Below are 14,138 nucleotides of genomic sequence, written 5' to 3' on the forward strand. Positions count from 1 at the left end.
GGAAAGAGCGCGACGGGGAGGTTCTTGCCTAGGTCGTCAGGGCGGCCATCCAGGGCAGCGAGGCGGTAAGGTTCAGCGGCGAGAATCTCACGGGGGCGGTCGCCGGAGAGGATTACCGTGATGGCGCGGCGCTGAATCTTGCCGTTCTCGAAGCGTGTGAGCATCGGGGCGTAGGGCCTGAGCACCTCTTTGAGGGCGGCATAGACGCGTGCACCGTCGGTCTTGATGTCCACAAGCAGTGTCAGCGGTGAGGCTTCCGGGTAGTAACTTCCTCGGTTGGCTTTCACGCGCTGCCAGAGCGGCTCCAGGTAGAGACTCGTGAGAGTGCGCTCGGGTTTTAAGTCTTTCTTGTCATGCCCGACCAGGAGCTTTCCGCCTTCTAGATAGATATCTGCCTCGACGCTACAAAAACCCTGCTCCAGCGCGTCTAAGAGGGGCCGTGGATGGGCGTAGTCGTTGTGGGCGTGTGCCCGAGGAAGTGGCTTGATCATGCCAACAGTTTACCGACTCCGGGCCCAAAGATCGTCGCTTTCTCACTTCCGGGGAGTGTGACTTTGGCCTGGCAGCCCTTAGGAACCGTCAGCTCCAGCGCAAGCCGCCCGCCTTGCTTGCGCCAGCTCACTTTAATATCACCATGGGGCGTGGGCACGACTCCCTTGGCCCAGCTCAGCTCCATCGGCTTTGGGGTAACTGTGAAGGTCGCAAAGCCCGGTGAGGTGGGCCGCACGCCGAGCACCTCCGTGGTGAGCTGATAGAGCGGTGTCCCGCCCCAAGAGTGGCTCAGGTCCCCCCGATCCCACATCTCGCGTAGTGACTGCGTGTCCTCGATAATCTTCCAGCGCTTAAGCTGCTCGGGCCCATATTTCTCGAACAATCCCGTGTGCGCCAGCGCTGCGAAGACAAAGTGCATGAAGTAGGGCTGGCAGGTAAAGTTCGCCGCCGTGATCGCCTTCTCCACAATCGCCGCCTGCCGCTCTTTGGGAGCGAGGTCGTAGAGTGCGGCCAAGAACTGGAGATGCGCCGTGAGAGTCTCGATCTCTTTATCCGCGGGAAGCCACTGTCCCGGCTTGACATGGGTCTGGAACGGCTTGCCATCCCGATACAGCCCCTTCTCGGGCACCCAGAGCTCGCGCTCAAAGGCCGCCAAAAGCTCTGTTCGGGTTCTCTGGTAACCTCGCGCCCTGCTCGTATCGTTCACGAGCTCCGCCACACGGATTCCGTCGGCGAGGGCGCGGTAGAAGAAAGCGGTCATATAACCCTGTCCGATCACAGCAGGCGGGTGGTGGCCGGGGAAGCCCGCGATATCCACCCAGTCCATGAACATGTAGTTGGGCGCCTCGGAGATCAGGCCGTTCTTGCCGATGTAGCCCGTGAACGTATCGAGAAGCGAGTGGATTTGCGGCGCAAGCTCACGAACCAACGAGTCCTCTCCCGTGTGATCCCAGTAGTCCAGCACCATCTGGAGCCAGAGAAGCGCATAGCTGGTATGAAAGTTTTGGTTCTTGCACTGCTCCAGAATCCAGGCATACTTGCGTGAGTCTTGAACCGTGAGGGCGGGCTGGAAAAATGCGGCGTAGTTGACCAGCGATGCGATGAGATAGTCCCCCGGATCGCTGATGGGCTCCTGGTGGTGCGGCGAGTCTAAATGGTGGGTCTGGAGGCAGATCTGGGTCGCCCAGCGGCACACCGACCAGAGCCGAGTGAGGGCAGGATCGCTACACGCAAAGCTCCCTCGGTAGGCCACGGGCTGGGAGACAAAGCTGGCGCGAATGTCTAAAATCTCTAGCGGCTCGGTGACATTCTTGGCGGAGAGATTCACCACAGAGAAGCTGTCCATGAAGGGCAGCTCGAAGGTCTGGATGCCCCCGGCGAGAGTCACGGTCGCCATCCGGTGGTGGCCCGGTGCATTGGGCTCGTTAGGCTCGATGGTCAGAGTCGCGCCCTTGCCACCTTTGATAACGAAGCTGAGATACGCCGGAAGCACGCGGTCCCACCGGATGCGCATTTCCGCCCCCCCTGCCCCCGTCCAACGGGGCAGTGTGGTGGGTAAATGCGGATACACCACCTCCATGCGGGCGGGTATCTGGCTGGGGACAAAGGGCTGCCAGAGGTCGGGGATCAGTGTCGCCGCGCTCCAGCCCGAGGCATCAAAGCCACTCTCGCGCCAGCCGTCGGGCTCGGCGGCAGCCTCGTAGTGCCAGTTGGATTTCTTGACCCAGTGCTTGCAGGGCGCCGCTTGCCAAGTCGCATCCGTGGTGGTGATGCCCGGCGCGTCGAGGAAGAATCCTCCCTGCCCGCGCGAGCCCTCCCAGCCGATCAGCTTGGTAAAGAAGACCTCGGCGGCAACAGTATTGACACCCGGCTTTAGATACGGCGCGATGTCCACCGTGTCGTAGAAGTACTTTCCGGTGGGCACGCGATGGTAGTCCATGCCAATATCGGCAGGCCCGCGTGCCACCAAGACTCCGTTGATCCAGAGGCGATACGCATTGTCTGCACTAAGATAGGCCAGCGCCTGCTTGGGAACGCGCTTGACGGTCACCTCTTTGCGGAAGAGCGTGGCGTGGCTCTCTCCCGCGAGCCAGACCCACTTGCCTGCCTGAGGCTTGCCTTGGGGCGCTGTGTTCTCGGCCTTGTAGCCCTTGGCCTCGACGCCCTCAGTGGTAACTTTAGGCCGGACGGCGTTACGCACAATCGGCCCACGGAGATCAGGAGCTTTCATCTAGTCTCATTCTCTAGCGTGGGAAGATTTCCCTTTGTCCACACAATTCGTCGTTGTGAGAGAAACCAGGTCTTGCCCTTGTCGTTGTTGCCCTGGAAGAAAAGCACCGTCTTGCCGCGCTCGTCGAAGATGCCGGGATGGCCGGACTCCGACGCATTCCACTCACCGGGCTTGCCGTTGGCCAGAAGCGGCTGATCGCTGAGGCGCTTCCAGTGAATGCCGTCCGTGCTGGTGGCCACCCCGACCTGCTGCGGCGCGTTGTTGTAGGCTCCCGCGTAGAACAGAAAAAGTGTCTTTCCGCGCTGGCAGATCGTCGCGGCCTCGATACAGTCTCGCTCCCACGGTAGCTCTGGCGCAAGCATCGGGCCGTCGGTGGAGAGATTGGTCCATGCTGCCCGCCCAAAGTCAGACTTTAGCTCGGCGACGGCGACGCCGAGCAGCTGGATCTTAAACGCGGGATCACGGGTGGCGTAGTAGAGATAGAGCTTGTCGCCAAGGGGGAAGACTTCCGCGTCTATCGCGCGGCCACAGTTCCACGCGCCATTGGGCCGAAAAATCGGGTTGGTCGGGTCGTGGTCAAAGTGTAGGCCGTCTTGGGAGACGGCGTGGCAGATCGCGTCTTTGGGCCCCATGCCGTAGGTCTGGTAGAAGAGATGGACTTTGCCGTCTAAGACGCGAGCGCCGGGGGCACAGATGCCGCTCTCCTCGACCGTTCCTGGCTTGCCCAGCACCTCCCCCACTTTCGTCCAGTGCGTTAAGTCCGTACTCGTGGCGATCCCAATCCCCCAGCCCTTGGGGGCGTCGGGCGGTGCAAGCTTGGGATCAAAGGGCGGCATGGAGTAGTACAGCCAGTACTTTTTTGCAAACTTAATCACCGACGGGTCTTTGGCAAAAGGTCGTCCGAGGCGCGACGAGTCGCCGTAGTACATCTCAGGGATATTCATGACTTCATTATTTCTTGACGATCTCGCGGTATCCTCTCTCCACGATGAAAAAGTTAATCTTTGCGTGCACCTGCATCTCAGCGAAGACTACGGCATCGTCCACCACCTCTCCTGGGTCGGGTCGGAGGAGCGCATCCAGCGAAAGCTCGGCACTCCCTGGAGGTTTGGTCAGGGAGCGAGCTGCGCCGTCCGCTCCTTAAGCTCGTCGGCATCTGCTGTGAGAGAAACCTACCTACCTTGTTAGTCTAGGAACCTACGCAGGCAACACTTGGTAGGCAATCCCGGTCAGTACCCCCATGATCACCCAGAAAACAGCACTCAGTGCATCGCCCAGAATCAGCCCCAGAAAGAATGGAAGCGCAAGGCGGTAGGCTCCCATTCCTCCGAGGCGCAAGAGCAAAGTCTTGGCGAGCCAGCCGAGCATGACCGAGAACCAGGTCATGTGGAGCCCGTAGACAGGAGCCGTGAGAAAACCAATCGGGTGGAGGCCCACGCCAAAGCGCACCCGGCAGAGTAGCAAGCCCGCCACGGTCACAAAGCCGCCAAATACATGCCAGAGGTTGCTCAGCGCAGGACGAAGTGGCGACGAAGCCGCGCTGGCGGCGAGCTGAAGGGGAATCTGTGGCCCCGTCCGAAAGGTCCACGACTCAAACGCCGCTGTCCCACCAGAGAGATACGGCAACCGAATCAAAGCAAAGCCCGCCACCAGCACCGCCACAGTTAGAGTCAGCCCGGCGATCCCAAAATACCTTCGGGGAGGCAGGCCTGTCTCAGATGCGGCCCGTGCGCCGCCTAAAAGCCCCGGAAGAAGTAGCTCGCGGGTGTTGTAGACAAAACCGTACTCCGCACGATAGAGCGTGTAGAGCGTCGGTGGCGCAACGGTGCTCATCCCCAGAAGCGGCCCAAGCACATCGAACGTCGTGAAGGGCATCGCCATGAACAGCACGCCCGCCTGGCAGGTTGCCCAAGAGACCGTCACCAGCGCCAGAACCATCATCAACAGCGACGCCAAGATCAGCGCAGGCGGAATCCCCGCCGCCCACTCCCAGAGCACAATGCCAATCACGGAGCCAAAGAACGCCCCACGGAGCTTTTTATCGGTCTCAAGTGTGGTGCGTAGGTGCTTGCGTGCGCCCCAGAGAATCCAACCCACCAGCGCCAGTGCGCCGCCAAACGCCTGGAGGGAGTAGAAAAGCCGGAAGCTAAAGCCACTGAGCGAGGCGGGCTGATCCCAGTTCTGGTAGCCCGCCACCAAACACTGGAGCTTAAAGAGGACAAAAAAGAGCCAGAGCGAGAGCCCCACCTCGCCCGATAGCAAGAACCCAATCCCCACGGCCAGCGGAAAGAGCGAGAGCTGGAGCGGCCCGATCTGGTTCCACGGTGGCTCGGTGAGAAAGTCCATTGCATTGATCGTTGTGGTGAGCTCCTGCAGCGACGGGTAGAGCTTGTGAAAGCCATTGAGCGTGTGGAGTGCCAGTGCGAGCCCCACCCCAATCCAAAGTGTGGGCGTCCGTAAGAGAGTACTTTTCGGCTCGGTAAGGAGCAGTGGGAGCTGTACGAGGGGGAAAGCAAAGCGCTCGCTCTCGATCCATTGCTTGCGCAAGAGCGCGGCCACGCTAAACGTCAGGATAAAGAAGCACAGCGCAAAAGCTCCCCAGGCAAGGAGCGGCAAGCCCCAAGCGCTCCAAGGAACATGCTCCTGCCCAAGCGGGTATCCATTGAAGAATGCCTTCGCCGCCTCGGTGTCGGGCATCTTGAGCCAGTCGGGCATCGTCCCCCAGACCTTGCGCTCCCAGTCGTTGGTGCTGGTGGAGAAGTAGGCGGCAGCGGGGATGTTGGGGATAAAGGTGCGCATCATCCCAGAGCCCGGAATCCCGCTTGCCAGAAGCGCCATGCTCCAGAGCATGAGCTTCTCTACCCGCGTCAGCCCGCGAAACGGCAAGAGGAGCAGTAGTAGTGCCAGCGCCAGCACCGGAAACTGATTGCCCCCCACGGGAGAAGCAAGGAGCTTGAAGTTGTTGTAGGGCGTGAAAAGACACAGTCCCACCACGATCAAGAGCCCCAGTGCTACCACCCGCTTGCGCATGGCTTGTATTGTGCCCGAACTTTCGAAGATTCGTTTATCCGCCGCGACGAATTTCTTATCCGTTTCGCTCGCACACCAAGATGCCCGCACGAGCGATAGGAACCCGCGAGCGAATCAGCATTCCCGATGCTTTCTGACGAATCCCCACACAGCTGAACTGAAGGATAAACGCTTTTCGGGTATGTGAAGATAAATTGGGGCCACTTTTGTGCATAGTGGTGGACCAGAAGACAACCAGACTGCCGCGACCACAGGAAGGGGTACTCCTTGATCAGGAGCCTCCAGAGAGTGGCAGGAAAGACCAAAGCCGCCTTCAGTGTGCTCCCGCAGCCCTTGTTTATGACTGGCTGGCATTACCCAGAGGCACCCATTTTGCTCATCCATGTCAGTAATGGCAATCCAAACCGTAAGATAGGGCGAGGGCACCACAGGGCCATACGCATCGTCCTGATGCCACGAAAACGGCGTGCTTCCCCCCGGATTTTTATATACCATCTGGTTAAAGTAGAGATCCGTATCGGGGCCAAGAAAGGTGGTGGAGAGCCTGACAAAGGCATCACACTGCACAAATGCCTGCACCCAGGGATCGCGCTCCGCGACCTTTTGCGCAAAGAGCACTTCGCGGGGACGATCCTGCAGTGTGCCTGTCTGGTACTGACGCTGCTGATAGTCCTCCAACGCTTGCTCCAGAGGAAGTATTTCGGACTCCTCCAGAAATCCCTCAAGGACGAGATACCCTTGCTCGTCCATCTGCTGGATTTGATCCGCACGTAATGCCCAGGACATGTGGAAAGTATACCCGCTCCGTCAGAGTATGATCGGCCCTTCGTCGCTGAGGAGCTTGCAGAGAGTTGGGTCTTGGAGCAGGGCCAAAAGATCGCAGGGCTTGCTCGGTAAACCCAGGGCTTGCGTGGAATCGGGACAGCCTCTCCCCGCCGCTGAGACGGCGACCCTCTCCGGCTTTGCGAAGAGGGTGCATGGCTACTTGGGCTCCAGACTAAACTGGTGCGCCCGTGGCTTGGCCGCATCGCGCTGGGCCTTGGTAAGCGGCTCGTCGGCGGCATCTAAGTTCTTCAGGAGCTCGGGAACCATCAGCGCCGATTGATGGTCATTTCCCATCGGCACTTGGTACTCGCGCCAGCGGCTATTGTGAACATTGGAGCGCAGCTGCGTGAGCTTGCCGACTAAGAGTGCCTGCTGGAGCATCGGCGTGTTTAGGGTAGCGAGATTCACCCCCGCGGCAAGCTGCTCTTTCGTAAACTCCCCAATGCTCTTGCCGTCAATCTTCAGCGTGTAGCGTGGTGCGGCCAGGTTGGTGACCGTGAGGAGCTCTTTATCCAGCGCCTCGACAAAGTCCGACGATGCCACGGCAAGATTATACGCCGCCGCGTTATTGGGGTCGGGCGAGCCCAGCGGGAACGGCAGTGCGTTTTCCAGGGTTCGCCAGGCGATCGTCCCATCTTTTAACGTCACAGCCTTGCTCACTTTTGCGTTCTGCGCTTGGGCCTTGCCACTGGCCGCGTCTAGGCTCACGGAAGAGACCAGTGCAGGGGCGTTCCAGGACTTCAGCAGGCACTCCGCCATGATGAGGTGACCGCCCCAGCCGGGATGGACACGATCCGGGATGATCTTTGCGGCATTGGTCGCGTCGGTGGTATTGGCTTTCTTCAGCATCGCCACGACGGGATTATTGAGATCTGCCACGCCCGCCCCCTGCTCACCCGCCAGCTGCCCGACAAAGTTGGAGTAGCGCAGGAGCACCGCGTTGTAGCCGCCGGGGAAGTTTTCAGGCCGCGTCACGTCATCAAACGGCGAGGGCTGGATGAGCGTCAGGCGCACGCCGGGATTGTCTTTCTTGACTTTCTCCACCAGGTGCTTGTAGCCATCGGCATAGGTCTGGAAGATGCCCGCATCGAAGGCGCGGTAGCTGGCATCGTTCATTCCGAGCATGACGGTCACGACGCTGGGCTTGTAGGCCGTCACATCCCGGTCGAGACGCAGGTCAATCGGCCCGCCGCCACCGCCCGTTACTCTATCGCCGCCCCAGCCCGAGTGGACAAAGCGGACATTGAGATTGGGAAAGCGCGTCACAATGTACTGCTCGGTGAGGAGCGAGTACATCCGCTGGTCGGTGATACTATCGCCATAGAAGACCACGCGGTCGCCATTTTTGAGGGCAAATGGAGCGGCTGACTGTGACTGGGCCGGAACGTCTAGTGCAAGTGTGCCGCCAATCAGTGCGGCAAGTGTTACGAAGCTTTTATTCATCTTATTTCTCAAGAGGCTCATCGAGCCACTTAATGCTTTTCAGGAACTGATCCATCGAAGGAGTGAGACGCTCAAAGTCCTCTTTTTTACACGTGAGCGTCGCGATATAGATACGGCCTTGGTGGCAGACATAGACCTGTCGGTTCTTGATGACGACACTCTGCCCCACAGTCTTAACGTGACCATCGAGCTGCCAGGCATCCGAGCCCGCGAGCGTGAAGCGCTGCTTTGCTGTCTGCCGGAAACCCGGATAGCGCTGTCCTAGAGCCGTGGCAATGGTCGCAGGAAGGTTGTCCGGGAGCTTGTTGCGGCCTGCGTCCACGGAAAACGCCAGAGAGAGTGTCGCCCCTGTGTTATTGGCCGGGCTCAGGGTCGCCAGAATGCCGGCCTTCTTCTCTCCCACGGGCAGCAATCGCCAGCCTAAAGGAACACGCACCGAGACTTTCTCAGGAGCGAATCGCAGTGCCTCAGTATGGGGTGCGGCCGTACGCTTTTCCACGGGCTCAGGGGTTGCTAGGGTTGCGGGAGTGCGGGCATGCTGGCTCTCTTGCGCCGCGGCAATCCCTCCAAAAACGCCCCCCAGCAGGGCCAGAATCAACACTGTCTGTCTCATGAGAATCTCCTCTCCATCGTATCATGTACGTAGGCATTGACACGAATGTTCAAGAGAGATATACTTTGTGAAAACAATCACGAAGTCAGGAAAGCGAGCATAAAACGATGTTTCCTCTTACCCCCTCAAAACGCGCCCCGGAAAGCGATATCACCGATATTGCCGAGAAAGTCTGGGCACAGCAGCGCCTCACCGCGGAGGATGCGCTTCGGCTTTTCTACCACCCCAACCTAGACGATCTGGCTCTTCTCGCGGACTCCGTGCGCCGCCGAATCAATCCTGAGCCGGTCGTGACCTATATTGTCAGCCGCAATATCAACTACACCAATGTCTGCTGGGTGCGCTGTAGCTTTTGCAACTTCTACCGGACGCCCGGCGATAAGAGCGGCGACTCCTATGTGCTCTCGCGGGAGCAGATCCACCAAAAGCTCCGCGAGCTCTCCGAAGTCGGTGGCGTGGAGATGCTGATGCAGGGTGGCCTGAACCCGAAGCTCAAGATCGAGTGGTATGAAGAGCTTCTGAGCTGGATGCGCGAGGAATTTCCGCATATTATCCGTCACTGTTTTTCCCCTGCTGAGCTGATTTACATCAAGAATATCTCCAAGCTCACCATGGAAGAGACACTCACGCGGCTTAAAGCCGCAGGTTTGCAGTCCATTCCCGGTGGTGGCGCGGAGATTCTCACGGATCGGGTGCGTAACTTTATCTCGAAGTATAAAGACACCGCCGACGAGTGGCTGGACTGCATGCGGGTCGCACACAAAGTGGGAATTCCGTCAACTGCGACCATGATGTACGGCTCCGTGGACACTTACGAGGACCGTGTCGAGCACTTTCTCAAGCTCCGCGCCCTGCAAGACGAGAGCATTGCAAGCTCCCCGGCTCGCTTCACCGCGTTTGCCGCTTGGAGCTACCAGCCCGATGGCACGGAGCTGGGTGGCACAAGAGCCTCGGGGCTAGACTATCTGCGCACGATCGCCATCGCCCGCCTGATGCTGGACAACTTCGCGCACATGCAGGCAAGCTGGGTGACCCAAGGCCCCAAGATCGGGCAGCTCTCTCTGCGCTACGGCGTGGACGACTTCGGCCAGACGATGATGGAGGAAAACGTGGTCTCCACCGCGGGCTGTACCTTTGCGGTCTCGATTGAGGAGATGGAGCGCCTCATCACCGACGCGGGCTACAACCCCACCCGCCGCAACACCCGCTACGAGCGCGTATAACAGGAGCTCCTCGCCGCGCTCACTGATTCCGTTCCAACTGCCTCGCCTATCTTGCGGTGGATGCGCTTCAGCTGAAGCGTTATTTGGTACACTATGCCATCAGGTAAAATAGCTCCATGACTGAGCTAACTGCCACCGAAGTCGGTGCCCCTCCAGACTGGGCGCTACGAATGCGCCATCTCATGGCGGTGATGGACGAGGCAGTGCCCGCCTTTCAAGAGCGCTACTGTCGCGTCGATGGGACACTGATCTGGCGGCAGGAGTGGCCCGGCATGGATGGCAGCGACGATGGCTATGAGAGCTTTCACAACTGGCCCTTGCTTTACTCATTGGGCGGCGCAAGTGATCTGTTTGAGCGCTCGCGGTTTCTCTGGGACGCTGTCACGCGCCAGTTCACGGCTTACGGACAGGTCTGGCAGGAGTTCGATGCCTACTACGACTGGATGCACCACGGCGAGTCCAACCTCTATCTCTACTATTTTGGGCTGTGCCATCCCGGCCATCCCGTTGAGAAAGCACGTGCACTTCGATTCGCAAGACTCTACACCGACGGTATCAACTGGGACGCAGATAAAAAACTCATCCGCTCTCCGATCACGGGCAGTAAAGGGCCGCGCTTTACCAACTCCTGGGGAGACTGGCAGACCCACCGCGAAGTGCTGGACAACTACCCACCCCCCTTCGACGACATTGAGGGTGTCCCCGGCCCACGGGCAAACTGGAGCGACGACGAGGTCTATGGTAGGATCCTGCCACTCCTCAATCAGCGCATGATGACCGGCGATGTGCCTCTCAATCTCACATCAACAAGCCTCGCCACCCATGCCTTCTGCTACACAGGCGACGATCACTATAGAGCTTGGGTGGTGGACTATCTTGAAGCCTGGGCGGAGCGCATTGCACGCAATGGTGGCCTCTGCCCCGACAATGTAGACGAAAACGGAGTGATTGGCGGACGCATGGATGACAAGTGGTGGGGCGGCTACTACGGCTGGCGCTGGCCACACGGGGTGATGAGCCTACTACAACCATTGGTGATCGCCGCCATGAACGCCACGCTGCTCACGGGTGATCTCTCGTATCTGGACATTCCCCGGAGCCAGCTGGATCGCATGGTAGAGCTGGGCCGCGAGGAAAACGGCATCCTGCTGATTCCCCACCGCCATACGGACGCAGGCTGGACAGCATACCGCCCTCTCGCCCCAGAGTTCCCGCTTCAGCTTGCCTATTTCTCCATGGAGCAGAAGGACTTCGACCGCCTCGCGCTGTTCCCGGAGCGCAAGACGACCTGGCGCGAGGTGATGCCTGGTCGGGGTAAGGGCGACTCGATCCATATCGCCCCGTGGCACTGCTACCTTCAAGGTGACCTCCCCAGCTACCCAACACAGATATTGGATGCCCAGTACGCCGAAGTGGCACGGCGGCTGGCCGTGATGGAAAACGATGATGGTGACCCTGAAACGTGGGATGTCCACCACTGGCAGGACATCAACCCCGTCCATACCGAGGCACTCCTACAGCTTGCCTGCGGTGGCCCCCAGGTGATCTACCATGGCGGGCTACTCCACACGCGCCTGCGCTACTTTGACACCGAGCAGAAGCGCCCCGGCCTTCCCCTAGATGTCGCCGCACTGGTCTCAAAGCTCACACCGGAAAGTCTGACAGTGACCCTCTCCAACACGGCCCCACGTCACACCCGCCGCGTTACACTGCAAGCCGGTCAGTTTGGCGAGCACGAGTTTGTGGGGCATGGAAAGCAACTCACAATCACACTTACCCCCGCGACGCAGCTCACACAAACCCTTGCCCAGAAACGCTTCGTACACCGACCAAGCTACCAGCACCCCTTTGGTTAAGGACATCGCGAACCGAATCTTTTAACGTGGAGAAACATTAAAAATGAAAACTCACTCACTCACGATCAAGCCACTCGTACCCCTGCGTGGGCTGTCTTACTAGAGATGCTCCTCGATCCGCGCGCCTACCGCCTCAATGATCTCCTGCGCCGCCCGCTACCTGCCAGCAAGACTTGGCACCAGCAGGGGCTGAGGCTTGCGCTACTTGCCAGCGACGAGCCCGTGCTTCCTGCCGAGGGACTCTGGCGACCGAGCCACACCAGCCTCTTTGGCAGTGAAGCATTCTCGAAGCTTCAGGTGGCACAGGACAGCTTTCTCGCTCTGGACGGCACAAGGGTTGTCTCGTTGCTCCTGCGCAACCCATCACCGTCCTCGATTCCGCTGGAAATAACCGCACGCTGGGACGTCCAAGGGACGCAGCGCTGCACACCACCGCTCGACGATCTTTTCTTCCAGCTTGCGCCCGATACGACGGTTCAGCGTGTCTTTACCCTCTCGGAGAACCCGGATGGAAACGCCGCGCTTAAGCTTGCGAACCGGTGGTATTTTGAAAGCTCGCCCGCTGCCACGCAAGCCCAACACCTAGAGGACTGGCAGCAGCAACATGCCTTCGTCTTCGATTGCAGCGACCCGTGGCTCACTCGCCTTGTTGCCCATAGCCAAGCTGCCCGATGGCGAGGCGTCAATGCCCCCCCTGTCCCCAAAAATGGGGGGGATGCTAAGAAATGGTTTCCTGGCGGGGACTTTGACGCGTCTCTGGAGGAAGTAGCGTGCCCGGCGTGGGATCGTTGGGTAATCGAAACGCTTGTCGGAGTTTCGTCAGACGGGGAGACGCTCACGATTAGTCCCGATAATTTCTGGGGGCTCTCTAGTTTCTGTTTGCAAGGGCCGCACGGCTGCACCATCGCCTGGGACGATCCCACGCACCCCGAGGATGCCTTTGGCGACGGCGACAAAGGACTGACGGTCTATGTGGGGCGAGCGCGGGTTTATAACCAGCCCACGCTCACCCTGTGTCGCCTCACACTCGCTCGGGAGCACGGATTCCCAAGAGTGCCAGACCGTTCTTAAGCCCTTGTGCTGTCGCCGCCACCAGCGCCAGACGCGCCGTACGAATTTCTACGGGCACATCGTCGCGAAGCACCGGGCACTGGTCATAAAATGCGGAGAATAGCTTCGCAAGCTGGAACGTCCACTCCGCAACGGTCGCAGGCAGGTACTTCTCACCCGCCTCACGCACCGCATGGGGCATTCGCACAAGCTGCTTGAGCAGCGCCTGCTCGGCGGGATGCACCAATATGCCCCCCTCCTCCCAGGATTGGGAGGAGGGGCTGGGGGAGGAGGGTGCTTTGCGTAGAATACTCTTGCAGCGGGCGTGGGCGTACTGCAAGTACATCGCCGTGTTTCCTGTGTCGGCGAGCATCTTGTCCCAATCGAAGGTGATATTGCGATCTGGCCCCTGGAAGAGATCGGCGTAGATCACCGCCCCGACGCCTAGCGTCTCGGCAATCTCACCAAGCTCCGCCTCAGAAATCTCCGACTTGCCCTCGGTGACATTCTCGCGCATCTTGGCCTCGGCACGCTCCACGGCCTCGTCCAGCACATCGTTGAGGAAGACGACATTGCCCTCACGCATGGAGAACCGCCCGCCGTTGGGCGGCGAGACTTTCCCAAAGCTAATGTGAATGCTCACATCAGCGATCTTGGGGTAGCCCATGCGCCGGACGATCTCAAAGACCTGCTGAAAGTGCAGCTTCTGCTCAGCCCCCACCACGTAGATATTGCGCGCCGGAGCATAGTTTTTGAGGCGATAGAGACACGTCGCCGCGTCGCGGGTCTGGTAGAGCGTCCCGCCGTCGGACTTTTGCAAGAGGCAGCTTGGCAGCGAGTTCTCCCCAAACTCCACGACCAGTGCGCCACCCGCATCCCGAACCGCGACGCCTTTCTCCACGGCTTCGGCCATCACGCTCGGCATCTGACTCTCAAAGTAGCTCTCGCCGTGCTGGGTCGTAAAGCTCACCCCAAGCCGCTTGTAGGTGCCGCTAAACTCCGCCATCGTGATGTCAATTAGCCGCTGCCAGGTCTCTCTCGCCCACACATCGCCGTCTTCTAGCTTCTTAAACCAGGCACGGGCTACGTCTTTGAGACTCTCGTCTTCTTTGGCCTCGTTATTAAACTTCGCGTAGACCTCCACGAGGCTCTGCACCGGGTCGGCATCGTCCCAAGGCGTGAGTTTCCAGAGATCAATGGCGGCGAGGAGCATCCCAAACTGCGTGCCCCAGTCGCCTAAATGGTTGTCCGCGATCACGTCGTAGCCAAGCGACTCAAAGATGAGCCGCAGGCTATGCCCAATCACGGTTGAGCGCAGGTGGCCGACATGCATCTTGCGGGCGATATTGGGCGAGCTGTACTCAACGATTACTTTC

General features: G+C 59.5%; 12 protein-coding genes and 1 pseudogene. 4 read left to right on the forward strand and 9 right to left on the reverse strand.

What is annotated here, in order from left to right:
- The 3 genes from AC1XOS_RS11750 to AC1XOS_RS11760 form a co-directional block, all read right to left on the reverse strand.
- Window positions 1–491: PI-PLC domain-containing protein (locus tag AC1XOS_RS11750; protein ID WP_481962411.1), on the reverse strand; the 491-nt coding region annotated here is incomplete at its 3' end.
- Entirely contained in the window at window positions 488–2,722 is a 2,235-nt protein-coding gene (locus AC1XOS_RS11755) for an alpha-L-rhamnosidase C-terminal domain-containing protein (protein ID WP_481962412.1), read from the reverse strand. The genes AC1XOS_RS11755 and AC1XOS_RS11750, both read right to left, overlap by 4 nt.
- On the reverse strand, window positions 2,719–3,666 hold the full coding sequence (locus AC1XOS_RS11760; protein WP_481962413.1) for a family 43 glycosylhydrolase: 948 nt from the start codon (window positions 3,664–3,666) through the stop codon (window positions 2,719–2,721). The genes AC1XOS_RS11755 and AC1XOS_RS11760 overlap by 4 nt, the downstream gene beginning before the upstream one ends.
- On the opposite strand from AC1XOS_RS11760, the gene AC1XOS_RS11765 reads away from it, so the two are divergent.
- Window positions 3,665–3,910, forward strand: coding sequence for a hypothetical protein (locus tag AC1XOS_RS11765; RefSeq protein ID WP_481962414.1), 246 nt, complete (start codon window positions 3,665–3,667; stop codon window positions 3,908–3,910). The two genes, AC1XOS_RS11760 and AC1XOS_RS11765, sit on opposite strands and share 2 nt — an antisense overlap.
- A gap of 9 nt (window positions 3,911–3,919) precedes the next feature.
- On the opposite strand, the gene AC1XOS_RS11770 is transcribed toward AC1XOS_RS11765, so the two are convergent.
- The 5 genes and pseudogenes from AC1XOS_RS11770 to AC1XOS_RS11790 all read right to left on the reverse strand — a co-directional run bounded on the left by AC1XOS_RS11770 (window position 3,920) and on the right by AC1XOS_RS11790 (window position 8,633).
- Window positions 3,920–5,752 (reverse strand): DUF6785 family protein, encoded by a 1,833-nt coding sequence (locus AC1XOS_RS11770; protein ID WP_481962415.1) that lies wholly within the window; start codon window positions 5,750–5,752, stop codon window positions 3,920–3,922.
- Between the two features lie 55 nt (window positions 5,753–5,807).
- Complete coding sequence (locus AC1XOS_RS11775) at window positions 5,808–5,966, reverse strand: hypothetical protein (RefSeq protein WP_481962416.1); 159 nt, start codon at window positions 5,964–5,966, stop codon at window positions 5,808–5,810.
- Window positions 5,967–6,073: 107 nt separating this feature from the next.
- A pseudogene (locus tag AC1XOS_RS11780) lies at window positions 6,074–6,538 on the reverse strand (phytanoyl-CoA dioxygenase family protein); the annotation flags it as partial.
- A gap of 195 nt (window positions 6,539–6,733) precedes the next feature.
- Complete coding sequence (locus tag AC1XOS_RS11785) at window positions 6,734–8,020, reverse strand: SGNH/GDSL hydrolase family protein (protein ID WP_481962417.1); 1,287 nt, start codon at window positions 8,018–8,020, stop codon at window positions 6,734–6,736.
- A gap of 1 nt (window position 8,021) precedes the next feature.
- Complete coding sequence (locus AC1XOS_RS11790) at window positions 8,022–8,633, reverse strand: hypothetical protein (protein ID WP_481962418.1); 612 nt, start codon at window positions 8,631–8,633, stop codon at window positions 8,022–8,024.
- A 107-nt stretch (window positions 8,634–8,740) separates the two neighbouring features.
- Here AC1XOS_RS11790 and mqnC point away from each other — a divergent pair, with 107 nt between their 5' ends.
- The 3 genes from mqnC (at window position 8,741) to AC1XOS_RS11805 (ending at window position 12,783) form a co-directional block, all read left to right on the forward strand.
- Window positions 8,741–9,856, forward strand: a complete 1,116-nt coding sequence (mqnC, locus tag AC1XOS_RS11795; protein WP_481962419.1) for a cyclic dehypoxanthinyl futalosine synthase — start codon at window positions 8,741–8,743, stop codon at window positions 9,854–9,856.
- Between the two features lie 116 nt (window positions 9,857–9,972).
- Window positions 9,973–11,712, forward strand: a complete 1,740-nt coding sequence (locus AC1XOS_RS11800; RefSeq protein ID WP_481962420.1) for a DUF8034 domain-containing protein — start codon at window positions 9,973–9,975, stop codon at window positions 11,710–11,712.
- 105 nt (window positions 11,713–11,817) lie between these two features.
- Window positions 11,818–12,783 (forward strand): hypothetical protein, encoded by a 966-nt coding sequence (locus AC1XOS_RS11805; RefSeq protein ID WP_481962421.1) that lies wholly within the window; start codon window positions 11,818–11,820, stop codon window positions 12,781–12,783.
- On the opposite strand, the gene argS is transcribed toward AC1XOS_RS11805, so the two are convergent.
- The coding region (gene argS, locus AC1XOS_RS11810) for an arginine--tRNA ligase (RefSeq protein ID WP_481962422.1) at window positions 12,734–14,138 on the reverse strand (1,405 nt) is incomplete at its 5' end. The genes AC1XOS_RS11805 and argS overlap by 50 nt on opposite strands.

This window comes from Armatimonas sp., from assembly GCF_964826245.1.